This is a genomic window from Aedoeadaptatus urinae, from assembly GCF_900155585.1.
In the GTDB taxonomy this organism is placed as follows: Bacteria; Bacillota; Clostridia; order Tissierellales; family Peptoniphilaceae; genus Aedoeadaptatus; species Aedoeadaptatus urinae.
In genome coordinates this window covers 94,557-117,554 of record NZ_LT707415.1, presented here as the reverse complement: position 1 = coordinate 117,554, position 22,998 = coordinate 94,557, and the positions used below count along the sequence as shown (strand labels likewise).

Below are 22,998 nucleotides of genomic sequence, written 5' to 3'. Positions count from 1 at the left end.
ATATTATTATAATATAAAAAGCACGTGGCGAATAGACTTTCTTGAAAGCTTTCGAAAAAAATCGGAGGCCTTGGAAGTCTTTCACGACGTGCTTATTTTTTATTGGCGAAAATATAAAAGTGTTGAACCAGATAGCTGACGATGAAGACCGTGATCTCCACGCAGAGCTTGGCCACGGTGGCCTGAAGGCCAAGGACATTGCCGTAAAAGCTTAAGAGCAAGCTGTTGGCCGCAAGAAGAGCCAGCACCAGGGCGCCGTACTGCACCATGTCTTTAACGATAGGGTCCTTGGATTCAAAGACGTAATTGCGGTTTAAATAGAAATTTAAATTGGCACTGATCAGTCGCGCCGCCACATTGGGGATGGCCAGAGCGTAGGCCATGTGCATGGGACGGGTGAAGTAATAAAACAGATTAAAGAGTAAAAAGTCCAGGGTAAAGCTGACGACGCCGCTCAATGTAAAGAGCAGGGCTTCGCCATTGTCCAACAGGCTTTTGAAGATCCGGGCGGAATCCTTCGCCACATTGTAATGGGAGGTGGAATTTTCCTTGTCCCGGTAAATGGTTTCGATGGGAACTTGCACCATGGGAAGGGATTTCTTCGACCAATCCATAAGCTGGCGCATTTCGTATTCGTATCGCTCGCCTTCGATGCTTAAAAGAAAGTCCAAGTGCTCGGTGCTGAAGGCCCGAAGTCCCGTTTGCGTGTCTTCCAAATCCTTAATGCCCGTCAAGCGACCGAAGACCTTCGCCGTCAGGCGATTGCCGATGCGGGAGCGCAGAGGCGTATTTTCGGGAAAATCGCGCACACCCAGAATCAGGGCATGGGGATTGTCGTGTGCCGCCTGTAAAATTTTCAGTGTATCCTCGGGGCTGTGTTGGCCGTCGGCATCGGCGGTGACGATAAATTTCACCTGAGGCATGGCTTCGGCCACGGTCTTCATGGCGTACTTCATGGCGTAGCCCTTGCCCCGATTGGTTTCGTAGGAAAGAAAAGTAACGGCCTCGGGGAGGCGGGCAAAGAGCGGTGCGAAGTCGCTGCCGCTGCCGTCGTCCACGACGAGGACGTTGAGCTCTCGGGCCAAAAGATCATCGACGAAAGACAGGAGGCCGTCGTCGGGCTCGAAGGCGGGGATCAGGACCAGGTCCTCTTTATGTTGAGCGGTGCAATTAGTCATCATGGTCCTCGAGGGAAAGGAATTCGAAATCCCTGGCAAGGGTGCGGCGCAAAAACGCAGCCGTTTCGTCTTTGACCTCGCCGGTAAATGCCACCTGAAGGGATCCCTCGCCCTCCTCTTTTATATTTCCCTTTAATTTTCGCATGAGCTGGCGAACGGTGGCGGCGTTTCCGTCTAAAATTTCCATGTGATCGGGCAAGAGCTCTTTAAACAGAGCCCTGTACCAAATAAAATGAGTGCAGCCCAGAACCAGGGCGCCGTATTCCTCCAGGGGATAGGAGGCGAGGATGGTTTCCAAATCGTACCTGACGGCGTCGCTGTCGAATTCCAAGCGCTCGGCGAAATCCACCAAATTGGGAAGGGGAAGAATGTCCACCAGCCGGTCGTCGTCGAATTTTTCCACCAGGCGGCGCAGGCGGGCGCTTTTGCCCGTGCCCTCCGTGGACAGAACCAAAATCCGCTTGCGGTCCATATCGTGTTCGATGGCGGGCTTGACGGCGGGCTCCATGCCGACGATGGGAATGGAATATTTTTTTCGCAGGTAATCGGCGGCTGTCACCGTGGCCGTATTGCAGGCGAGGAGCACGGCTTTCGGCGAAAAGCCTCGAACCCGATCCATCATCTCATCTAAATAGCTCCGTATGTCCTCGGCATCTTTCGGGCCGTAGGGCACGTGGGCCGTATCCCCGTAGTATATGAAATTCTCCGCCGGCATGGCCTTCATGGCTTCTTTAAGCGCCGTGATGCCGCCGAGGCCGGAGTCGAAAACAACAATCGAGCCTGACATAGGTCACATCCTTTCTCGACCTATTATAACAGATGAAAGGCGCCGCTTCGTAACAGCGGCGCCGAGGTTTTCTAAGATTCGTAAAAAACCAATAAAAAAAGCCGCCGTAAAGGCGACTTTGGTGGAGATGAGGAGGATCGAACTCCTTACCTCTTGAATGCCATTCAAGCGCTCTCCCATGTGAGCTACACCCCCGCAATTGAGTTCTTGATTAGTATACGGGGATGGAGGAAAAATGTCAAGCCCTTTTTACAGGAGCAGGGCAAACAAGGCGTTGCTCCCGTATTCCGGCGCGCTTAGGCGATAGGAATGGTAGCGGGGATCGGTAAAGGTGTCGGCGGGATCCACGGTAATATTTTCCATTTTAACCCCCGCTTCTTGAAGCATGAGGGCATTGGTTTTTTTCATGTCGATAAAGTCGTGATGATCGTCGTCGGGGCGGATGACGTCTTCGGCGAAGGAAAAGGCCTCCCGCCACAGGGCGCTCACTTCCTTGCCCACCTGAAAGCTGTCGGGGCCGATGCATGGGCCGATAAAGGCCAGGACGTCCTCGGGATCCGTGCCGTAATTTTTCGTCATGGCGGCAAGGGCCTTTGCGGGCAGCTTTTTCACCGTGGAGCGCCAGCCCGCGTGGATACATGCCATGGCTTCATTTACGGGATCGTAAAGAAGCACCGGCGTGCAGTCGGAGATGCGACTGACGAGGGCTAAGTGCTTTTCATTCGTCACCATGGCGTCGGTGTCGGCCACGATTCGATAGCCGAAGTAATCGTCGCCCGATTGCTCGCCGTCGATGAGAGCCACATGATCGGAATGGGTTTGGTTCATAAAATAAACGGCGCGGGCATTCACTTGCAATTCATTTAAGAAGCCTTCGGTGTCTTTTCGCATGTGATCGCCGCCGAGGGAGGCGCGAAAATCGTAGGGCTTTTGAGACACGGCGAAGCGTATCCCGCGGGAATCTCTTAATAACACGGTTTAACCGCCTTTCCAACTCTCTTTCCATTGGTTATAATGGTTCTGGAGGAATTTATGAGAAAATTTAAAAAGAGGATGCTCCTCTTTCTTATCATTATAAGCGTCGCCCTCTTGGGAATCAAAGGAAAGACGCTCCTTCCCTACAAGGCCGAAGCATTATTTCAAACGAAGACCAATCAGGAAATCACCGCCATGGGCATTTTGAAGGGCGGCGTCCTCGCCACCTTCGACGGGGACCGTTTGGTTTTTTACGACAAGCAGCAGCGGAAAAAAGTGGTGGACCGTTTAGGGGAAGGGCAGAAGGCATTTTTCGGCGAAGCCGACGCCATGCTTTACGACAAAGACGTGGACAAGGTGGCGGTATTCGGCGAAGACGGCAAGGAAAAGCAGTCCTACCATTTGGACGGCGCTTTGTTTAATGCCTGTGTCCAAAACGGCACGCGCATATTCCATTGCCGCTACGACGACGGCGAAAAACTTTTTGTAGCTTCCGACGGCGGCAGCCTGTCCGAAGTCTTTCAAACGAAAAATTATATTTTAGACTACAGATTCGATTCGCGGAAGTCCTTCGTGGTCACGGAGCTTTCCAATGCGGCCAACGGCTACAAGACCACGGTCTACAGTCGATCGGGCAAAGCCGATCCCGGCGCCATGGAAAGTGCGGAGTTTCCCATGGAAGTGGCCATGCGCATGGTCGTGGGCAAGTATCCCGTGATTCTCACGGAAAAGCATTTGTACGGCTTAAGCAAAGAGCTTATGACGGAAAAGACGCCGATCCTCTCCGACGTGGCCATGTACCACAATCGCCTCTATTCCCTTCACAGCGGCTTGCTCAGCGTCTACGACTCCAAGCTCAGGGAAAGAAAGCACTACCTTATGGAGGCTAATGTGGATCGTTTGGCGGTCATGAAGGAAGGCCTATTCGCCTACGGCAATCGGGAAATTTTATCCCGGCCCACTTCCGCCGCGCCCTATCACATTCGCTTCGACGACAATCAGGAAAAGCTCATTTTAAAAGACGGCTATGTGGCGGCCTACGAACACAAGCACCTGGCCTTTTATCGCCTAAAGCCTCATCTGTCATTGAGCAAAAACAAAATTCAGGAATTAAAGTACGCGGAGTAATCAGACTGGAGTTTCTATGACTGAAGTGAGAGCCTTTTTATTTACGGCGCCGGGGAAATTAAGTATTCCCGGCATCATCATCGCAGGAGTCCTGCTCTTTTTTGCTGCCCGCATCGCGGTGAGCATAATCGGCAGCGCCCTGACGAAATACATCGCCAATCGCGAGCGAAAGGCGATCCGCAACAAGCGCCGTGTCATTACCCTCACCCACCTGGCGGGCAATGCATCGAAATACGCCGTCTACGGCGTGGCCCTGTTGATCTTTTTGAATCTGTGCCGGATCAACACCTCCGCCTTAATCGCCACGGCGGGGATCGGTTCCTTGGCCCTGGCTATGGGGGCGCAGGAAATTATTAAAGACTTCCTCAACGGCTTTTTTATTATTTTCGACGATCAGTTTGCCGTGGGGGAATACGTGGAGTGCGCCGATAAGAAGGGCTATGTGGTATCCCTGGGCTTTCGTGCCACGGTGATTCGCGATTTCGACGGTGCCCTGCATACCATTCCCAATTCCGCCATTCGCATCGTCACCAATCAAGGACGCGGTCGCAAGCGGGCCAAGGTCGTGGTTCCCGTCGACCGAAAGGAAGATCCCGACCGGGCCATTGCCGTCATCGACTTGGCGGCAAAGAGCTTAGGAGAAAAATATCCCAAGTCCGAATCCGACGTGTGGGGCGTGACGAATTTTATTCCCAACGGCTACGAAATCACCGTTGTCGCCTGGGACGATGCCCACAATCAATTTGAGCTGGAGTACGATTTAAGAAAGGCCATCGCCAAGGCCATGAACGAGGCGGACATCAGCATTCCCATCGCCCGTTACGAAATCCCCTTTAAAGGAGAGGTGAAATGAACCGACTGTATTACGAAGAAGGCGACGTGGTGACCTTAAAGAAAGGCCATCCCTGCGGCGAAAATCTGTGGAAGATTTTGCGGACCGGGGTGGATATAAAACTGGCCTGCATGGGCTGCGATCGTACCATTTGGATGGCCCGCATGGATTTTGAAAAGCGGGTCAGGAAAATAAAAGAAGGCGACAAAATGGTGGCCATCGTTCATCATCGATTGGCGAAAGAACCGGAGGAAGATGAAAGTGTATAAACGATGAAATATCTCCCGTTTCTTGCGAGAATGAGCCGAATTTGTTAAAATAAAAAGTTAGTGAAAGGAACGTGTATAAATGTCTCTATTAGATAAAGTTTTCGGCACCTACTCCGATCGGGAGATTAAAAAAATCCGCCCGATTATGGAGAAAGTCCTCTCCATGGACAGTGCCATGCAAAAATTAACCGACGAAGAATTAAGAACGAAGACCACCGAATTTAAAGACCGCGTCGCCGGCGGCGAATCCCTCGACGATATTTTGCCCGAGGCCTTTGCCGTGGTGCGGGAAGCCGCCGATCGCGTCCTGGGGATGAAACACTTCCCCGTGCAAGTTCTTGGCGGGATCATTCTCCACCAAGGCCGTATCGCCGAAATGAAGACCGGTGAAGGGAAGACCTTGGTCGCTACGCTGCCCGCCTATTTAAACGCCTTGGCAGGCAAGGGCACCCACGTGGTCACGGTCAACGACTACCTGGCCGAACGGGACAAGCAATGGATGGGCAAGGTCTATACCTTCTTAGGCATGACCGTGGGCTGTATTCTCCACGACATGACCCCTGAAGAACGTCAAGTGGCCTACGGCGCCGACATTACTTACGGGACCAACAACGAATTCGGTTTCGACTACCTTCGTGACAACATGGTAGTCTATCAGGAAAATCAAGTTCAACGGGAACTCTACTACTGTATCGTCGACGAAGTGGACTCCATCTTAATCGACGAAGCCCGTACCCCGTTAATCATCTCCGGTCAAGGGGATGAGTCCACCGAACTCTACACGCAAGCGAAAAATTTCGTCGATACCTTGAGTTTCAGAATCAAGGACCAAGCGGAAGAAGCGGAAGATCGCTTTAACCGCGAATTCCGTGAAGAAACCGTGGACTACGTCATCGACGAAAAACAAAAGACCGCGACCCTCACCGAAATCGGTACGAACAAGGCGCAACAATATTTCGGCATCGACAATTTAACCGATCCCGACAATACGGAGCTGCTCCACCACATTCACCAAGCCTTAAAGGCCAAGGGAACCATGCACCGCGACATCGACTACGTCGTCGACGACGGCGAAATCATTATCGTCGACGAATTTACCGGTCGTCTCATGTACGGTCGTCGCTACTCCGAAGGCCTGCACCAAGCCATCGAAGCGAAGGAAGGCATCGAAGTCCGCGCCGAATCGAAAACCTTGGCCACGGTTACCTTCCAAAACTTCTTCCGTATGTATAAGAAGCTCGCCGGTATGACCGGGACGGCTATGACGGAAGAATCGGAATTCAGAGAAATCTACAATATCGACGTTGTGGAAATTCCCACCAACAAAGAGGTCATTCGTGACGATCAGGACGACGCCATTTACCGCTCGGAGGATGCGAAATTCCGCGCCGTCGCCGACGAAATCGCTCGTCGTCACGAAACGGGTCAACCGATCCTGGTCGGTACCGTATCCATCGAAAAATCGGAAAAGCTATCTTCTTATCTGAAAAAGCGCGGCATTCCCCACAAGGTATTGAATGCGAAGCGCCACAAACAGGAATCTGAAATCGTCGCCCAAGCCGGTCGCTACGGCGCCGTCACCATTGCGACGAACATGGCCGGTCGTGGTACCGACATCGTCCTCGGGGGCAATCCCGAGTTTATGGCCAAGGAAAAAATGGCCAGAGAAGGCTACGAGCCTGAAATGATCGAAGCGGCGGACAGCTATTTCGAAACCGACGATCGTGAGGTCCTGGAAGCCAGAAAGCGCTTCAACGATTTGCGCAACGAAATCAAGGTGGAAACCGACGCCGAAAAAGAAAAGGTCATCGCCGACGGCGGCTTGCACATTATCGGTACGGAACGCCACGAATCCCGTCGTATCGACAACCAATTGCGAGGCCGTTCCGGTCGTCAAGGGGACCAAGGTAGCACGAAGTTCTACATTTCCGCCGAAGACGATTTGATCCGCCTCTTTGCCGGCGACCGCTTCAAAAAGGTTATGGACGGCATCGATGCGCCGGAAGACGAGCCCATCGAAGCGAAAATTTTAACCCGTCTCATCGAATCGGCGCAACGGAAGGTTGAAGGCAACAACTTCAGTATTCGTAAAAACGTCTTGCAATACGACGACGTCATGAATAAGCAACGGGAGGTTATTTATTCCGAACGTGAAAAGGTATTGAAGGGCGACGACCTTTCCGGCGACATCGCCGCCATGACGGAGGATTTAATCGACGACACTATCGACTTCAACGTCAAAATCAACGACAATCACGAAAAATACATCGACTACGAAGGCATTTACCACTTCGGTCGCAGCGCCTTCGACTTTGACGAGCATTTCCTCGACGGTCACAAGGATGCAAGCGCCGATGAAATCAAGCGCTACATGAAGGAAGAAGCCAAGGAAGCCTATGCCGAAAAGGTCAAGGAATTCGGCGAAGAAGCCTTCCGCGAAGTGGAACGCGTCGTTCTTCTGCGCGTGGTGGACCAACGTTGGATGGACCACATCGACGCCATGGATCAATTGCGTCAAGGGATCGGCCTCAGAGCCGTCGGCCAAATCGATCCGGTCCGCGCCTATGCGGAAGAAGGCTTCGATATGTTTGAAGCCATGAACGAAAGCATTCGGGAAGAAACCGTGCGCATTATGTACCACGTTCAAAACCCGGAAAAGATGGAACGGAGACAAGTGGCCAAGGAAGTCAAGACCGTGAACCCCGACAGCGGCGTGCAAGAACCCATTCGCCGCACGGAGAAAAAAATCGGCCGCAACGATCCCTGTCCCTGCGGCAGCGGTAAGAAGTACAAGCACTGCTGCGGCAAAAACGCCTAAGACGGGAAAGGATCTCTATGGAGCAAAATTTATTTTTGGATCGGGATCGCCTGGAATCCGTAGAGGAGCTGGTCGAGCGACTGGCCAACAGCATCGACATCGAAGGCCTGAAGCAACAAAACCGAGAGCTGACGGAAAAAACCATGGAGCCGGGCTTTTGGGACGACACGGAGGCGGCGCAAAAAATTATTCGCCAACAAAATGCCATTAAGTCCCGCACCGACGTTTACGACGACCTAGTAGAAGCTATGGAAGAGGCGTCGGTGACCTTGGAGCTCATGGAAGAGGAAGAGGACTACAGTCTTTACGATCAGCTGACAAAAAGTCTGGACGCCATCGAAAAGCAAGCCCACGAGTTTAAAATTCAAACCCTTTTAAACGGCGAGTACGACATGAACAACGCCATTCTCGCCATTCACGCCGGTGCCGGCGGCACCGAAGCTCAGGACTGGGCGGGGATGCTGTTGAGAATGTATATGCGCTATGCCGAGGACAAGGGCTATTCCGTGGAAGTGCTGGATATGCTGGAAGAGGACACGGCGGGGATTAAGTCGGCGACACTTTTGATCTCCGGGCCCCACGCCTATGGTTATTTAAAATCGGAAAAGGGCGTGCACCGCTTGGTGCGCATTTCGCCCTTCGATGCGGCGAAAAAACGCCACACCTCTTTCACTTCCGTGGACGTCTATCCGGAGCTGGACGACAACACCGATGTGGAAATCAATCAGGAAGACATTAAGGTGGACACCTACCGCGCTTCCGGTGCCGGCGGCCAACACGTCAACACGACGGATTCCGCCGTGCGCATCACCCACATTCCCACGGGGATCGTGGTGCAGTGCCAAAACGAGCGGAGTCAAATACAAAACCGCGAACAGGCCATGAAAATGCTGCAGGCCAAGCTGGTGGCTTTGAAAGAGGAAGAGCAGAAGGAAAAGATCGAGGACCTGGCGGGGAACTATTCCCAAATCGCCTGGGGATCCCAAATTCGTTCCTACGTCTTCCAACCCTACACCATGGTGAAGGACCATCGCACCGGCACCGAGGTGGGGGATGTCAGTCGCGTCATGGACGGCGACTTGGATCCTTTCATCAACGCCTACTTGGAAGACAAGGCGGAAGCCTGATTGGAATAAAGATATAAAGAATAAAAAGAGAGGCTCGCCCTCTCTTTTTAAATGGAGGAACCATGACCATTGGAAGGATTTTGGCCGGGGAATTTAACATCGCCCCCGAGCGAATCGACGCTACGCTAAAGCTTTTAGACGAGGGCAACACCGTGCCCTTTATCGCCCGCTACCGAAAGGAAGCCACTGGCGGCATCGAAGACGAAGTGCTTCGCAAAATCGAAGGCCGCAAGCAGGAGCTGGAAAAGGTGGCGGACCGACGGGAAACGGTGCTGAATACCATCGAGGGCTTGGGAAAGCTTACCGAGGAATTAAAAAGCACCATCGACAACACCTGGGACATGCAGACCCTGGAGGATCTCTACCGCCCTTACAAGCCCAAGCGCAGAACCAGAGCCACGGCGGCGGAAGAAAAGGGCTTGGGGCCCTTGGCGGAAAACTTCATGTCCGATGAAAGCATGGACGCCTTTAACGCCATGGTGGACGGCTTCGAGGGACTGGAGAGGGAAGAAATCCTAGCCGGTGTCAGCGACATTGTGGCGGAATCCATTTCCAACGACCCGGCGGTGCGCCGCCTCTTGAAAAGCTATTTATGGCGGCGGGGCGAAATCCTTACGGAAAGCGGCAAGGAAGAAGACGCTGCCTACGCCATGTACGAGGATTTCCACGCGCCCTTAAAAGAGGTAAAGAATCACAACATCCTCGCCATGAATCGCGGCGAAGGGGAAGGGGCGGTGAAGGTCAAAATTCAGTGCAACGAAGAGGCGCTGATCTCCATGATCACCCAAATCAGACGACCCGCCGAAGACAAGAGCGACGCCTTTTCTCCCATGGCGGAGGACGCCTTTAAGCGCTTGCTCTTTCCCTCATTGGAGCGGGAAATCCGCCGTGATTTAAAAGAGCGGGCGGAAGCCGATGCCATCGAGGTCTTTGCCCATAATTTAAAACCCCTTCTCCTCAGTCCGCCCTTGGGTCATTACGTGGTCTTGGGACTGGACCCGGGCTACCGCACGGGCTGCAAGGTGGCGGTGGTGGATGAAAACGGAAAGTTTTTAGACAACGCCGTCATCTATCCCGCGCCGCCGGTGCAAAAGGTGGAAGAGGCGAAGCGGATCATCGCGGGCCTGGCGAAAAAATACGACGTCAAATTTATCGCCATCGGCAGCGGCACGGCCAGCTATGAAACGGAGCAATTCGTCTCGGGCCTCATCGAAGAAAAAAATTTAGACGTAGCCTATGCCGTGGTCAGCGAAGACGGCGCCAGCGTCTATTCCGCATCGGAGCTGGGCATCGAAGAATTTCCCGATCTGGACGTCACCGTGCGAGGCGCCATCTCCATTGCGAGACGCCTCCAGGATCCTTTGGCGGAGCTGGTGAAGATCGAGCCGCGCCACATCGGCGTGGGCCAATACCAACACGACCTGGACAAAAAGGCCCTAGACGATCGCCTGCAGGGCGTGGTGGAAGGAGCGGTGAACGAAGTGGGCGTGGACATAAACTCCGCCTCCGCCTCCTTGCTGTCCTTTGTGGCGGGCATCGGCCCGAGCCTCGCGAAAAACATCGTCTCCTATCGGGAGACGACAGGCGCTTTTAAAAATCGCCGGGACATTAAAAAGGTCAAGGGCTTAGGCGAAAAGGCCTTTAAGCAATCGGCGGGCTTTTTGCGCATTCAGGACGCGGAAAATATTTTGGACCGCACCGGCGTGCACCCGGAATCCTACGATTTGGCGGCCTTGATTTTACGGGAAGAAGATCTCACCGAGGGCGAGGAGAAAATCCTTCGTGAAGCCGGCTCCTTTACCGTGGAAGACATTCGCAAGGAGTTGGAGAAGCCGGGGAGAGACCCTCGTGGCGACACGGAAGATGTGGGCCTTCGCCGCTCGGCTCTCACCATGGAAGAATTGATTCCCGGTCTCGAGCTGGAAGGCGTCGTGAAGAATGTGGTGGACTTCGGCGCCTTTATCGACATCGGCGTCAAGAAGGAAGGGCTGCTTCATATTTCCAAAATGAAAGGCAAGGGAAAAAAGGCCATTTACAATCTGCTGAAAGTCGGCGACCGCCTGACGGTGGTTATCGAGAAAGTGGATAAAGAGCGGGGCCGAATTTCCTTAGACATGCAACATTAGCAGAAGCGGGGTTTGCCCCGCTTTATTTTTTGCCTCTGAAAAGGGCAAGCTGTGCTATAGTAGACTTAAGAGGGAGAAGGAGGAGAAGATGAAAAAATTTGTCATCGCATTCGACAATCAAGACGAAGTTTACGACGCATTGGATGCCACGGAAGCCTTCGGCACGCGGGTGATTCCCCTCTTGCCGGAGATCAGAGAATCCTGCGGCCTGTCTCTCATGGGGGACATCGACAAGGTGGATGACGTGGTGGGTATACTGAAGGAAAAGCAACTTCCCTACAACGGCGTCTATTCCTACGAAAGAGAACACGGCAATCGAAAGGTGGAGGAACTATGATTTATTTAGACAACGGCGCCACGACGGCGATTAAGCCCGAAGCCGTGGCAAAGGCCGTCTATGCGGGGCTCACGGAAGGCTACGGCAATCCCGGAAGAGGCAGCCACGAATGGGCGCAGCGCTCCTACCACGCCCTGAGAAAGGCGCGGAAAAACATGGCGGCCCTTCTTCATTCGGAACCGACCATCGCGCTGAATAGCGGCGTCACGGAAAGCCTGAACATCGCCGTTCACGGCCTGATCAGAAAAGAAGATCACGTGATCACCTCGAGGATGGAACACAATTCCGTCCTAAGACCCCTTTACGCCACGGGCTGCGACTTGGATTTTCTTCCCTTAAACGACGATTACGAACCGGATTTAAATTACCTGGATAAATTTTTAAAACCCAACACCAAGGCCATCGTCATTTCCCACGCCTCCAATGTGGTGGGCAGCGTCACGGATTTCGACGGCGTCTTGGACTTTGCCAAGGCCCACGATCTCTTTTTGGTTATCGACGGCGCACAGGCACTGGGACAGATTAAAGTGGATCTGTCGGAAAAGTGGACGGACAAGCTGGTCTACTGCTTTGCCGGGCACAAATCCCTTTACGGCCCCATGGGCACCGGCGGCTTTTTCTACGGCAAGGACATCGACATGCCGCCACTGACCCATGGGGGCAGCGGCATCGACAGCTTCAATCACGCCATGCCTCACGAAAAGCCCGTCTGCTGGGAAGCGGGCACGGCCAATGTCCACGGCTTTTGCGGTCTGGCGGAAGGCGCCTCCTTCGTGTCCGAGGACAGCTATTACGAAAAGAAAAATAAAATCTTCAAGCGCCTCTTAGACGGCCTCTATGAGCTGGAGGGCTACAGGATTTTCTATCCCTCGCACCCGGGCACCGCCTGCGTGAGCATTTTAAAAGACGGCATGAGCAGTCAAGAGCTTGCCATGCTCCTTCAGGAAGAAGACATCGCCACGCGGCCGGGCTACCACTGTGCGCCCCTGCTCCACGAATACCTTCACACGAAGGAATCGGGACTGTGCCGCCTGACGCCTTCCTACTTTAATACAGAGGAAGAGATCGATCGAGTACTTGACGTATTAAAAGTGATTGAATAGTCGAGCGAACTGTGGTATAATCATCCCAGTAGTACTGTTTGATTACGGTGGTTACCGATTTTAGTCGGTAGTTTTTATCTGATGCAGGGTGTGCGATGGGTGTTCGAGGAGTGCCTGATGTGGGACATTTCGAGCCGTTAAGCACACCCCCGCTCAGAGTTTTTATAAGAAAAAATCAGCAAAACAAAAAGCATCGACACCATCCAAGATTGCGAATTTAGGAGAACCTAAGACGGCAGTCTTTTTTTGGTTCTCTTAATCGCCAAATTAGGAGTGACATTTATGCTCAGTCATTTGCTGAGACCCCTTGAACTGAAGAAAAAAGATTTTTTCAAAATCCTGCTAGGTTGTGCCATTATGGCTTTCGGCGTGGTCAATGTCCACGAGCCATCCCAAATCACCGAAGGCGGTGTCTTGGGTATGAGTCTGTTTTTAAAGAAAGTCGTCGGCTTAAACCTGGCCTATGTATCTCCGGTGTTAGACGGAATTTGCTACGCCTTGGGCTTTTCTATGCTGGGAACCCGTTTCCTGAAGAAGTCCGGCGTAGCCACCGTGGCCTTTTCCATTTTCTATTGGATCTTTAACTTTATCGGCCCGGTGCTTCCCAATCTCTACCACCTGCCCTTTCTCGCCGCCATCGCCGGCGGGATCTTTATCGGCTGCGGCTGCGGTATCGCCGTCACGGCCGGGGGCTGTGCCGGCGGCGACGACGCCCTGGCCATGGTGATCTCGAAAAAAATGAAGTGGCCCATTTCTCGCGCCTACTTTATTTCCGACGCCGTGGTGCTGGCCCTGTCCTTGAGCTACATCGCACCGACTCGACTGATCTTCTCATTTATGACGACGATTATCTCGTCTTACTTAGTGGGTCAATTCGAGTTAAAGATGAAAGCACCCGCATGGCAAGTGAGCCAGGGAACGGTAGAAAAGAGTGCATAAAAGAAACGACGGAACCGAAAGGTCCGTCGTTTTTTCGTGGAAAAATTTAATTGTCAGTAGGCGAAGGCTTCTTCTTTCGTCAACCAGAAATGGATGCCGCCGGTGGATTCCCGCCAGCGGTCGGGATTGAAATTGCCGGCATACATCATGGTGCGGGGTTTATAAATAAAATCATCGTCGATTAAACTGACGGCGTCGCTGAAATGTTCCTTGCCGGCGAAATCCGTAACGGACACCACATAGGCCTTGTCGCAGCGGCACGAGTTCATGGTGGCGGAGGTGCGTGCCGCATCGGCGGGAATGTAGAGCGTGACGAGTCGGTGGTTATAACATCTCTTGTAGCCGATAAAGGCGCCCTCTTCCGGACAGTGGAGGCGGAAAAACTGCGTGTCCTCGTCGGTGATCACATCGTCTAAGAGGGCATTTTCCAAGACGGCGCCGAAGAGATAGGCGCCGCTCAGGTTCGCGCCCCTCAAATCGGCGTTTCTGAAATTCACTTCCTGTAAGTTGCAGCGGGACAAGTCCGCGCCCTTTAAGACGGCGTGGTCGAACCAGGCGTGGGATAAATCGCTGCCGGAAAAATCCGCGCCGGACAAATCCTGATTGCTGAAATCTTTTCCCGTCAGGTTTTGATCTTTATAGTTCATTTTTCTTTCTTCCATAGCCATCCCTCCTGTCAAAAGTATAGCACGTTCGGGGCTGCATTGCGAAGAACTTGCCTTGAAAGTATAATCAGAACCACCGGCTTAGCCGGCAGCACTCTCATGCTCTGAATTTCTTCCTCTTGCAACAATTCCCCAGTTGGCGCTAAAGCGCCAATTCTCATACTTTATTTGACATGCTGATTGCATTTGGTTTTTTAGATTCAACCTATCCGTTTAATAATATAAAGAAAGAGAAGGCGGAAAGGGATGAACTTTTAACAAGAGACAAACGTGCTTTCTTCGAGAATAAAAAAATTGAAGAAGAAAAAATGCTTCAAGAACAAATGCCGAAGATACGTGAGGAAATTGCGGCGTATGAGAGCGAGAATCAGAATACGACGTATGGAGTAACATATGGAGGATTCGGGTATTTAGATGGAGATAAATTAATTACCAATAAAAAGACATCGACATATTGTACCGGGCATTCCGGGATTGTTGGGGGTAAGGTTCCATGTTGCTTATGAGAAAACTAGGTAATCCATTTGTATTTCGAATTCTTCCTTGGGCATTGTTTCCAAATGCTGTCGCATTTCTTTTCGACTTTATGTTCGGGGATGATATTGTGGTCTGTCGAGTGGGTCAGCTTCTTACTTTCTTTCTGTGGCTTTTGCTCTTGCGCGGACTCAGAAAAAGATCGCAAATAACGGAGCGGGATTTTTTAAGGTCGCAGATTGTATCCCTTGTTATCGCATTGCTCGTTAATGAACTATTGGTTTTTATGCCATTAGAAATCATCAGCGCCGGACGGAGCGTTTCGTGGGATGTTCCTTTTGTTAAGCTCGCACCAATCGCGGGGTCGAAACTCCCTCTCATTGCCGTATGGTTTGCCACGTTCATCGTGGATCTGTTCTCTATTGATTCTCATGTGAAGTCATTGCAATAGGTATGTGTATAGGTAGTGGTGCGGCGTTAAAAGGTAAGATTAAATTCAGAAAGAGTCATCATCATGAAATGACAAAGAAGAGGCATAAGCCATTTATCGGCGAAGGCCTCTTCTTTTTTAATTACAAGCGGATGCCGCTGTTAAATCGCCGCAGGCAAGCGGAAGGTTTTATTGATTTTTCTGCTTTTCTTTGTCAAAGCCATCTTTTCTGTGAAAAGTATAGCACTTTCGGGGCTACATTGCGAAGAACTTGCCTTGATAGTATAATTAAAACAAGAAATTTTTATCGACCATCCTCTATGGTCGAGCATATCATCTATATGCGAGGAGGCATACATGTCAAAGAACTTTTACGTAACAACACCCATTTATTACCCCAGCGACAATTTGCACATCGGCCACACCTACTGTACCGTAGCGGCCGACGCCATTAAGCGCTATAAAACCCTTCAAGGTTACAATGTCTTGTTTACCACCGGTACCGACGAACACGGCCAAAAGATCGAAGAAAAGGCCAAGGAAGTCGGCAAGGAGCCCTTGGAATACATCGACGCCATTGTAGCCGACACGAAAAAGCTGTGGAAGACCATGGACATCGACTACGATTCCTTTGTCCGCTCCACGGATCCCGTGCACGAAAAAAACGTGCAGATGTTGTTTCAAAAGCTCTATGACAAAGGCGAAATCTATAAGGGCGAATACGAAGGCTATTACTGCACGCCCTGCGAATCCTTCTGGGCGGAATCCCAATTAGGAGAAGATCATCTTTGCCCGGACTGCGGACGGCCCACCCATTTGCAACACGAAGAAAGCTATTTCTTCCGCCTGTCCGCCTATCGCGACAAGCTGATTCAATACTACGAAGACCATCCCGAATTTATTCAACCGGCCTATCGCAAGAGCGAAATGGTGAATTCTTTCTTAAAAGACGGCTTGGACGACCTTTCTGTCACCCGCTCCACCTTTAATTGGGGCGTGCCCGTTCCCTTCGACGACAAACACGTCATCTACGTCTGGATCGACGCCCTGTCCTGTTACTTAACGGGTTGCGGCCTGGGCACCGACGAAGAAAAATTTAATGACTTCTGGCCGGCGGATGTCCACTTGGTAGGCAAGGAAATCATGCGTTTCCACACCATTATTTGGCCCGCCATGCTTATGGCATTGGATCTGCCCCTGCCGAAACAAGTCTTCGGTCACGGCTGGATCCTCTTTGACGACGACAAGATGAGCAAGTCCAAGGGCAATATCATCTATCCCGAGCCCATTATCGACCTTTACGGCGTGGACGCGTTGAAATACTTCCTCTTGCGGGAATTTTCCTTCGGTCACGACGGCAGCTTTAATGTACAAAGCTTTATGAAGCGCCTCAATTCCGACCTGGCCAACGACTTGGGGAATTTGGTCTCCCGCACCGTCTCCATGATCGAAAAATACAACGACGGCATGGTCCCCACGCCCCACGACGAAACGGCTCTGGACAAGGAATTAAAAGAACTGGCTGTCGGCGTATGGGCTGAACTTGAAAAGGAAATGGAAACCTACCAATTCTCCACGGCTCTGGAAGCCGTTTGGAAATTGGTTCGCCGCAGCAATAAATACGTGGACGAAAACGAGCCCTGGATCCTGGCCAAGGGCGGCGACGAAGAAAAGAAACGTCTCGACACCGTACTATACAATCTGGCGGAATCTTTGCGTATCATCTCCATCCTTCTGTCCTTCTTTATGAACAATACGGCCAATTCCATCGCCGAACAAATTACGGCGACCAAGGAATTTAAGGCGGAAGACGCCACCCGTTGGGGCCTTCTGGAGCCGGGCAAACACGTAGGCGAAAAGAAAATCATCTTCCCGCGTTTGGACATCGAAGAAGAAACGAAGCGCCTCTGGGATGCCAACCACGCCCTTATCGAAAAGAGAAAGGCTGAAAAAATCGCCAAGGGCGAAGAGGTAGAAGAAGAGGAAGAATTGGATCTGAAGCCGGAGATCACCATCGACGACTTTGCGAAGCTGGACATTCGCGTCGCCACCGTTGACTCCGTGGAAGATCACCCCAATGCCGATCGCCTCTACGTGTTAAATCTCACCGTCGGCGGCGAAAAGCGCGTGATCTGCTCCAGCATCAAAGATTTTTACACGAAAGAAGAGCTGACGGGCAAACAAATCTTGCTCCTCGCCAACCTAAAGCCCACGAAGCTTCGCGGCGTCTTGTCCCAAGGCATGCTCCTTGCGGCGGAAGATAAGGACGGCAAACTGTCTTTGGCAACGACCATGGAAGAGTTAAAGTCCGGCGCCAAGCTTAGTTAGGAGGAAGTATGATAGACGCCCATTCCCATTTGGAAAATGAGGCATTTGACGACGATCGAGAAGAAATCATCGCCCGCATGAACGCAGACGGCCTGGACGCCGTGGTCAATGTGGGCAGCGATATAGAAACATCCCGCGCCGTGGTGGACTTGGCGCGAAAGTACGACAAGCTTTACGCCGTGGTGGGGATCCATCCCCAGGAAGCGGACGGCTACAATCCCGAGGTGCGGGAGGAGCTCGTCGAGCTCGCAAAAGAGGAAAAGGTCCTCGCCATCGGCGAATGCGGCCTGGATTACTATTACGAAAATTCGCCGCGGGAGGTGCAGCGGGATGTCTTTCGCGCCATGTGCGACTTGGCGGCGGAGGTGGACCTGCCCCTGGTGATCCACTCCAGAGATGCGGCGGAGGAGACCTACGACATCGTCCGCGAATTTCTGGACGCCCATCCCGGCCATCACGTGCTCATCCATTGCTACAGCTATTCCGTGGAAATGATGGAGCGCTTTATGGCCCTGGGCTGCTACCTATCCCTCGGCGGCGTCACCACCTTTAAAAACGCCAAGGTGCCGAAGAGAGTGGCGGCGGCGGTTCCCATGGACCGCCTGCTTCTTGAAACGGACTGCCCCTACATGACCCCCGAGCCCAATCGGGGCAAGCGCAACGAGCCGAAATTCGTGGCGGATGTGGCGAAAAACATCGCCGCCCTCAGGGGAATGGACGTGGCGGAATTGGTGGCCCGCACCGACGAAAATACGAAACGGTTTTACCAATGGAAGAAATAATTCAGGAAATCATCGTCGTCGAAGGAAAAGACGACATCGCCCGGGTAAAGAGTGCCTTAAACTGCGACGTCATGGCCACGGGGGGCTACGCCTTCGGCGAAAAATTCCTTCGTGAGCTGAGGAAGGTCGAAGAGCGGCGGGGCATCATCATCCTCACGGACCCGGACTACATGGGCAAGCAGATTCGAAAGCGGCTTACCGAGGCACTGTCTTCGCCGAAGCAGGCCTATTTGCCACAGGACAAGGCCCTGTGTAAGGACGACATCGGCATCGAAAACGCCAAGCCCGAAGACATTCGCGAGGCGATTTTTCGCGCCAAGCCCATGAAAAAATCCTTCGAGGAGACCTTTACCAAGGCCGATATGATTCGCTACGGCATGACGGGCGCATCGGATGCCACAGAGCGGCGAAACAAAATGGCCGAAGCCCTGGGCATCGGTCACGGCAACGGCAAGCAATTTTTGCGCAGACTCAACAGCTTCGGCATTACCGTGGAAGAATTTGAGCGCATCTACGAGGAGGTGTTCCGTGGATAAACGACTATACAGCCCGGCGCGGATTCGCGAGATTCAAGAGAAATGGGGCTTTCGCTTTCAAAAATCCCTGGGACAAAACTTTCTCATCGACGGCAACATCGTCCGCGCCATCGCCGACAGCGCCCATGTAAACGAAGGGGACGTGATTCTGGAAATCGGCGCCGGCATCGGCACCTTGACAGAAGAGCTGGCCCTAAGAGGCGCCAAGGTCTTTTGCGTGGAAATCGACGAGCACCTAAAGCCGATTTTAGACGAGACCCTGGGCGGCTATAGCGGCGTGGAAATTTTTTACAGAGACGTATTAAAGACAGATTTGAAAAAAGAAATCGAAACCCGCTTCAGCGACAGAAAGATCAAAGTGGTGGCGAATCTGCCCTACTACGTCACGACGCCCATACTGGTCCATCTCTTTGATTCGGGGCTCAATTTGGAATCGGTTCACGTCATGGTGCAAAAAGAAATGGCGAACCGCATGGCGGCATCCTCGGGGACGAAGGCCTACGGCTCCATCTCCGTCTTTTTGCAAATGCGCACGGAAGTGGCCGTGGCCCTTACCGTGCCCAGAACCTGTTTCATGCCCCAGCCCAATGTCGACAGCGCCGTGTTGAGTCTGACGAATTTCAAAACCGATCACGGCGAAAATCTAAAGCGGGCGGAGGCCGTGGTGCGGGCGGCGTTTTCCAAGCGGCGCAAGACCGTGTTAAACGCCCTGTCCACCTACGGCTTCGACGTGGAGAAGGAACAGATTCTACAGGCTCTTGAGGACACGGGCATCGAGCCCACCAGGCGGGCCGAAGCCATTACCGTGGAAGAGTATCGCATCCTTGCGAAGAATTTTCCGAAAGTAGAAAAGGAGAGGGAATGACATGGACGAAAAATTTCGCGCCTTTGCCGAAAACGACGAATTAATCGACAGTCTAAGCGGCATCTTCAAAGTCATGGCCGATCCCACACGTTTAAAAATTTTATACGCCCTCATGCTGGGCACCTGCAATGTGTCGAAACTGGTGGAGCTTTTAGGCATGAGCCAGTCGTCCATATCCCATCAGCTCATTCTTTTGAAGCAAGAGGGATTGATCCGCTCGAAAAAAGAAGGGCGAAAGGTATTCTATTCTCTGGACGACGATCACGTGGAGACCCTCTTCTCCATGGGCTATACCCACGCCATGCATAAAATCGGAGAAAATGATTGAGACCGCACCTCGCGGGTATAAATGACGGCAGTGAATTGAATTTTAATTTGGGAGGAACACAAATGTCTAAAGTAGTAGTTTATACGAGCAACACCTGTCCTTACTGCACCATGGCAAAGGATTATTTAAAAGAAAAAGGCGTCGAATTTGAAGAAAAGAACGTGCAAAACGATGCGGCCGCAAGAGATGAATTGATCTCCATGGGCTACACCGGCGTTCCCGTTCTCGTCATCGGCGAAGAAGAAATCGTCGGCTTCGACCGCGCACGAATCGACGGCGCGTTGGACAAGTAATCGAAAAGGAAAAGAGGCTTCGGCCTCTTTTTTTGTGTTAGAAATGCAAAAGTTTTCTAAAATCCGTCGAAGACTCTTGCGTGAGCCCTTTCTGAAAAAGGCCCTATGATATAATGGCAACGAGTAAAAGAAGTGGAGGAGATTATGAAATTTTTTAAAAGATTCACGGCCATGGCCTTGGCTCTGGTCATGCTCGCATCGATCCAGGCGCCGGTATTCGCCGATTCCCTGGAAGGGGATGTGATTTTATCTTTCGGACAGGACCTGACGCCCGCCCAACGAGACGAGCTTATGAAACGCTTTAACGGCTCGGAGGACGATCAAATCATCGAGGTCACCAATGCGGAAGAGCACAAATACCTGGGTGATTTCGTTCCCGAATCAAAAATCGGTCGCAAGGCGATTTCCAGTGCCAAGGTGGAATACACGGCTGAAGGTAGCGGAATTCAAGTGGAAACGTCTAAGAGGATTCGCTACATTACCCACGATATGTATCGCCAAGCCTTGGAAACGGCAGGGGTGAAGGACGCAAAGATTACCGTGGACGCCCCCGTCAATGTCAGCGGTACGGCGGCACTCACCGGCATTATGAAGGCTTACGAAACGTCCACCGGCAAAAAAATCAGCGACAAGGTAAAAAAAGCCGCCAACGAAGAAATGGTGGTCACATCGAATTTGGCCCAAGACGTGGGCGCGGACAATGCCACGGGCCTGGTCAAGGACATTAAGGAAAAGATCGCCACGGAAGCTCCGAAGAGCCGGGAAGAGGTGCAAGCCATCGTCGTCAATATTATCAACGAGTATAATATCAACATCACCCCGGAACAAACGGAGCAGCTGACGGACTTTTTCGATCACCTGAGAAAGACCGACATTGACTGGAACGGCTTGGCGGACAAGGCCAAGGGCGCTGCCGATCAGGCGAAGGATTATCTTAACAGTGAGGAAGGTCAAAGTCTGATTCAAAGGATCAAAGCCTTTTTCGCCGATCTCTTCAGCTCCATTTTCAACAAATAAAAAAACCCGGCACGCCGGGCTCTTGAAAGTAACAAAAAGACCTCCCTTGGCGGGAGGCTTTTTTTATTGTGCTTCGACGACTTTGTTTAAAGCCTTCATCAGCTCATCGACATCGAAGCCGTGTACGTAAGCGGCTTCTTCCAAAGATTCCATTTGACTGGAAGGGCAACCGACGCAGCCCATGCCGAATTGCATGAGAATGCGAATAGCTTCCGGGTATTGGCGAACTAAATCGCCGATTAACATATCTTTTGTAATCATCCTAGCCTCCTTCGAGCTTTGTTTTCAGTTTATTCTATCCTATGAGAAAAAGTTTGGCAAGTTAAAGCAAATTTTCCTTCATGTAGTCGATAATGTCGTTGCTTTCGAGCATCCATGTGTCGCCAAAGTGGAGACAGGGCACTTGCTTGCCGCCGCTGCCTTCGATTAAAGCTGCCTTGGCGTCTTCATCTTTATCGATATAAATGACTTCAACGTTGTCGATGTTATTTTTCTTCATAAAGCCCTGAACCTTTTGGCAAAAGGGGCAGTAGGTCATGGCGTATAATTTGTAATCCATTTTCATCCTCCTTTATTCTCTGATCATCTATACCCAACAGCCGCATTTTCACACATGATGGGAAATTCTTGAAAAAAGTCTAATCCTTTACTAAGTCGGTTCATTTGCTACAGCCATGTGATATGCTTTATTCGAGGTGAAGGTATGGATATTTTTAACAGCATCGGCAAGGGCTTTGAAGACTTGTCCAACCAAGTAAAGGACTTGGGCATTAAAGGCTTTTACAACGCAAAGGAAGCATCCAATGTGGCGAAGCTGCGCCTACAGATTCGAGAACTGGAAAGTAAAATTTTAGATGAATACACCCATTTAGGGGAAGTTTATTATATGGAAATGCGGGAGCAGTCTCACATGGCGGACACCACCAGCTCCGAGCTTTTGTTTGCCATCGACGAATTGCAGAAGGAAAAGGCGAGCCTGCAAAATCGCATGGAGTCCAAGGAGCTGGAGGGAGATGTGTTTCGCTACGAATGTCCGGATTGCCACACGGAAATTTCCGAGGGGACGAATTTTTGTCCTCACTGCGGCAAAAAAATTGAGCGGGTGGAGCTGATCACCGAGGATCCGGATTTCATCGAATGCAGAAATTGCCACTTCCAGGCGGAAGCCGGGGCTACCTATTGTCCCCGTTGCGGCACGCCTTTGGCTTAGGAGGTTTTTATGGATAAGAAACAGTGGAACGAAGAGGAGCTGCGGGCGTCCTTAGGCGACGGGGCCTACCACGTGACGAGAGAGAAGGGGACGGAGCCGCCCTTTTCTCATCCCTACGACGAGCTGTTTGACGAAGGCATTTACGTGGACGTCATCACGAAAGAGGTCTTGTTTTTATCGAAGGATAAATTCGATTCCGGCTGCGGCTGGCCCGCCTTTTCCAAGACGGCGCCCGATGCGCCGATCAAAGAGACCACGGATACGCGCTACGGCATGCTTCGCACGGAGGTGGAGACGGAAACTACCCACCTGGGCCACGTCTTTAACGACGGGCCGAAGGAGGCGGGAGGCCTGCGCTACTGCATTAACGGCGCCAGCATCGAATTTATTCCCAAGGCGGAAATGGAAGAAAAAGGGTACGGTTCTTGGCTGAATTGTTTCTAAATTGAAA

26 protein-coding genes and 1 tRNA gene are annotated in these 22,998 nt (G+C 51.8%); 20 read left to right on the top strand and 7 right to left on the bottom strand.

Going from position 1 to position 22,998, the window contains the following annotated elements:
• Window positions 1-92: 92 nt before the first annotated feature.
• The 4 genes from BQ7397_RS00605 to BQ7397_RS00590 form a co-directional block, all read right to left on the bottom strand.
• A complete protein-coding gene (locus BQ7397_RS00605) occupies window positions 93-1,181 on the bottom strand; it encodes a bifunctional glycosyltransferase family 2/GtrA family protein (RefSeq protein WP_083703336.1) in 1,089 nt (362 codons plus the stop codon).
• On the bottom strand, window positions 1,171-1,965 hold the full coding sequence (murI, locus tag BQ7397_RS00600; RefSeq protein WP_077074266.1) for a glutamate racemase: 795 nt from the start codon (window positions 1,963-1,965) through the stop codon (window positions 1,171-1,173). Before murI ends, BQ7397_RS00605 begins: the two co-directional genes overlap by 11 nt.
• Window positions 1,966-2,084: 119 nt before the next feature.
• Window positions 2,085-2,160 (bottom strand) — tRNA-Ala (locus BQ7397_RS00595).
• A gap of 54 nt (window positions 2,161-2,214) precedes the next feature.
• Window positions 2,215-2,940: a purine nucleoside phosphorylase YfiH/LACC1 family protein gene (locus tag BQ7397_RS00590; protein ID WP_077074265.1), complete on the bottom strand. Its 726-nt coding sequence runs from the start codon at window positions 2,938-2,940 to the stop codon at window positions 2,215-2,217.
• A gap of 57 nt (window positions 2,941-2,997) precedes the next feature.
• Here BQ7397_RS00590 and BQ7397_RS00585 point away from each other — a divergent pair, with 57 nt between their 5' ends.
• The 9 genes from BQ7397_RS00585 to BQ7397_RS00545 all read left to right on the top strand — a co-directional run bounded on the left by BQ7397_RS00585 (window position 2,998) and on the right by BQ7397_RS00545 (window position 13,619).
• Window positions 2,998-4,068: a hypothetical protein gene (locus tag BQ7397_RS00585; RefSeq protein ID WP_077074264.1), complete on the top strand. Its 1,071-nt coding sequence runs from the start codon at window positions 2,998-3,000 to the stop codon at window positions 4,066-4,068.
• A 16-nt stretch (window positions 4,069-4,084) separates the two neighbouring features.
• Window positions 4,085-4,921, top strand: a complete 837-nt coding sequence (locus BQ7397_RS00580; RefSeq protein ID WP_077074263.1) for a mechanosensitive ion channel family protein — start codon at window positions 4,085-4,087, stop codon at window positions 4,919-4,921.
• The gene (locus BQ7397_RS00575; RefSeq protein ID WP_077074262.1) at window positions 4,918-5,169 is read left to right on the top strand and encodes a DUF951 domain-containing protein; all 252 of its coding nucleotides are present in this window, start codon (window positions 4,918-4,920) and stop codon (window positions 5,167-5,169) included. The genes BQ7397_RS00580 and BQ7397_RS00575 overlap by 4 nt, the downstream gene beginning before the upstream one ends.
• Before the next feature lie 79 nt (window positions 5,170-5,248).
• Window positions 5,249-7,987 carry a preprotein translocase subunit SecA gene (gene secA, locus BQ7397_RS00570; RefSeq protein WP_077074261.1) on the top strand — a complete coding sequence of 913 codons (2,739 nt, stop codon included), beginning with the start codon at window positions 5,249-5,251 and terminating at the stop codon, window positions 7,985-7,987.
• Between the two features lie 17 nt (window positions 7,988-8,004).
• Entirely contained in the window at window positions 8,005-9,114 is a 1,110-nt protein-coding gene (gene prfB, locus BQ7397_RS00565; protein ID WP_077074260.1) for a peptide chain release factor 2, read from the top strand.
• 62 nt (window positions 9,115-9,176) lie between these two features.
• A complete protein-coding gene (locus BQ7397_RS00560; protein ID WP_077074259.1) occupies window positions 9,177-11,240 on the top strand; it encodes a helix-hairpin-helix domain-containing protein in 2,064 nt (687 codons plus the stop codon).
• Window positions 11,241-11,328: 88 nt separating this feature from the next.
• Window positions 11,329-11,577: a putative Se/S carrier-like protein gene (locus tag BQ7397_RS00555; RefSeq protein ID WP_077074258.1), complete on the top strand. Its 249-nt coding sequence runs from the start codon at window positions 11,329-11,331 to the stop codon at window positions 11,575-11,577.
• Window positions 11,574-12,680, top strand: coding sequence for an aminotransferase class V-fold PLP-dependent enzyme (locus tag BQ7397_RS00550; protein ID WP_077074257.1), 1,107 nt, complete (start codon window positions 11,574-11,576; stop codon window positions 12,678-12,680). The genes BQ7397_RS00555 and BQ7397_RS00550 overlap by 4 nt, the downstream gene beginning before the upstream one ends.
• Before the next feature lie 282 nt (window positions 12,681-12,962).
• Entirely contained in the window at window positions 12,963-13,619 is a 657-nt protein-coding gene (locus BQ7397_RS00545) for a YitT family protein (RefSeq protein ID WP_077074256.1), read from the top strand.
• A gap of 53 nt (window positions 13,620-13,672) precedes the next feature.
• On the opposite strand, the gene BQ7397_RS00540 is transcribed toward BQ7397_RS00545, so the two are convergent.
• A complete protein-coding gene (locus tag BQ7397_RS00540) occupies window positions 13,673-14,281 on the bottom strand; it encodes a pentapeptide repeat-containing protein (RefSeq protein WP_159435147.1) in 609 nt (202 codons plus the stop codon).
• Between the two features lie 176 nt (window positions 14,282-14,457).
• Between BQ7397_RS00540 and BQ7397_RS00535 the strand changes: the two genes are divergently transcribed.
• The 9 genes from BQ7397_RS00535 to BQ7397_RS00495 all read left to right on the top strand — a co-directional run bounded on the left by BQ7397_RS00535 (window position 14,458) and on the right by BQ7397_RS00495 (window position 21,337).
• Window positions 14,458-14,790 carry a hypothetical protein gene (locus BQ7397_RS00535; protein WP_077074254.1) on the top strand — a complete coding sequence of 111 codons (333 nt, stop codon included), beginning with the start codon at window positions 14,458-14,460 and terminating at the stop codon, window positions 14,788-14,790.
• Window positions 14,778-15,209, top strand: coding sequence for a hypothetical protein (locus tag BQ7397_RS00530; RefSeq protein ID WP_077074253.1), 432 nt, complete (start codon window positions 14,778-14,780; stop codon window positions 15,207-15,209). The genes BQ7397_RS00535 and BQ7397_RS00530 overlap by 13 nt, the downstream gene beginning before the upstream one ends.
• A 336-nt stretch (window positions 15,210-15,545) precedes the next feature.
• Entirely contained in the window at window positions 15,546-17,516 is a 1,971-nt protein-coding gene (gene metG, locus BQ7397_RS00525) for a methionine--tRNA ligase (protein WP_077074252.1), read from the top strand.
• 8 nt (window positions 17,517-17,524) lie between these two features.
• Window positions 17,525-18,298: a TatD family hydrolase gene (locus tag BQ7397_RS00520; protein ID WP_077074251.1), complete on the top strand. Its 774-nt coding sequence runs from the start codon at window positions 17,525-17,527 to the stop codon at window positions 18,296-18,298.
• Window positions 18,286-18,834, top strand: a complete 549-nt coding sequence (gene rnmV, locus BQ7397_RS00515; RefSeq protein ID WP_234970549.1) for a ribonuclease M5 — start codon at window positions 18,286-18,288, stop codon at window positions 18,832-18,834. Before BQ7397_RS00520 ends, rnmV begins: the two co-directional genes overlap by 13 nt.
• Window positions 18,827-19,699, top strand: coding sequence for a 16S rRNA (adenine(1518)-N(6)/adenine(1519)-N(6))-dimethyltransferase RsmA (gene rsmA, locus BQ7397_RS00510; protein ID WP_077074250.1), 873 nt, complete (start codon window positions 18,827-18,829; stop codon window positions 19,697-19,699). Before rnmV ends, rsmA begins: the two co-directional genes overlap by 8 nt.
• Window position 19,700: 1 nt before the next feature.
• A complete protein-coding gene (locus BQ7397_RS00505) occupies window positions 19,701-20,027 on the top strand; it encodes an ArsR/SmtB family transcription factor (protein WP_077074249.1) in 327 nt (108 codons plus the stop codon).
• Between the two features lie 62 nt (window positions 20,028-20,089).
• On the top strand, window positions 20,090-20,320 hold the full coding sequence (locus tag BQ7397_RS00500) for a glutaredoxin family protein (RefSeq protein ID WP_077074248.1): 231 nt from the start codon (window positions 20,090-20,092) through the stop codon (window positions 20,318-20,320).
• Window positions 20,321-20,464: 144 nt separating this feature from the next.
• Complete coding sequence (locus BQ7397_RS00495; RefSeq protein ID WP_077074247.1) at window positions 20,465-21,337, top strand: DUF1002 domain-containing protein; 873 nt, start codon at window positions 20,465-20,467, stop codon at window positions 21,335-21,337.
• A 63-nt stretch (window positions 21,338-21,400) separates the two neighbouring features.
• Here the strand turns inward: BQ7397_RS00495 and BQ7397_RS00490 are convergent, their stop codons facing one another.
• Both BQ7397_RS00490 and BQ7397_RS00485 read right to left on the bottom strand, forming a co-directional pair.
• Window positions 21,401-21,598 carry a DUF1858 domain-containing protein gene (locus BQ7397_RS00490; protein WP_077074246.1) on the bottom strand — a complete coding sequence of 66 codons (198 nt, stop codon included), beginning with the start codon at window positions 21,596-21,598 and terminating at the stop codon, window positions 21,401-21,403.
• A 61-nt stretch (window positions 21,599-21,659) separates the two neighbouring features.
• Window positions 21,660-21,896 (bottom strand): glutaredoxin family protein, encoded by a 237-nt coding sequence (locus BQ7397_RS00485; RefSeq protein WP_083703334.1) that lies wholly within the window; start codon window positions 21,894-21,896, stop codon window positions 21,660-21,662.
• Between the two features lie 144 nt (window positions 21,897-22,040).
• Here BQ7397_RS00485 and BQ7397_RS00480 point away from each other — a divergent pair, with 144 nt between their 5' ends.
• Together BQ7397_RS00480 and msrB are read left to right on the top strand one after the other, a co-directional pair.
• Window positions 22,041-22,547 (top strand): zinc ribbon domain-containing protein, encoded by a 507-nt coding sequence (locus tag BQ7397_RS00480; protein ID WP_077074244.1) that lies wholly within the window; start codon window positions 22,041-22,043, stop codon window positions 22,545-22,547.
• 9 nt (window positions 22,548-22,556) lie between these two features.
• Window positions 22,557-22,991 carry a peptide-methionine (R)-S-oxide reductase MsrB gene (gene msrB / locus BQ7397_RS00475; protein WP_077074243.1) on the top strand — a complete coding sequence of 145 codons (435 nt, stop codon included), beginning with the start codon at window positions 22,557-22,559 and terminating at the stop codon, window positions 22,989-22,991.
• Window positions 22,992-22,998: the final 7 nt, after the last annotated feature.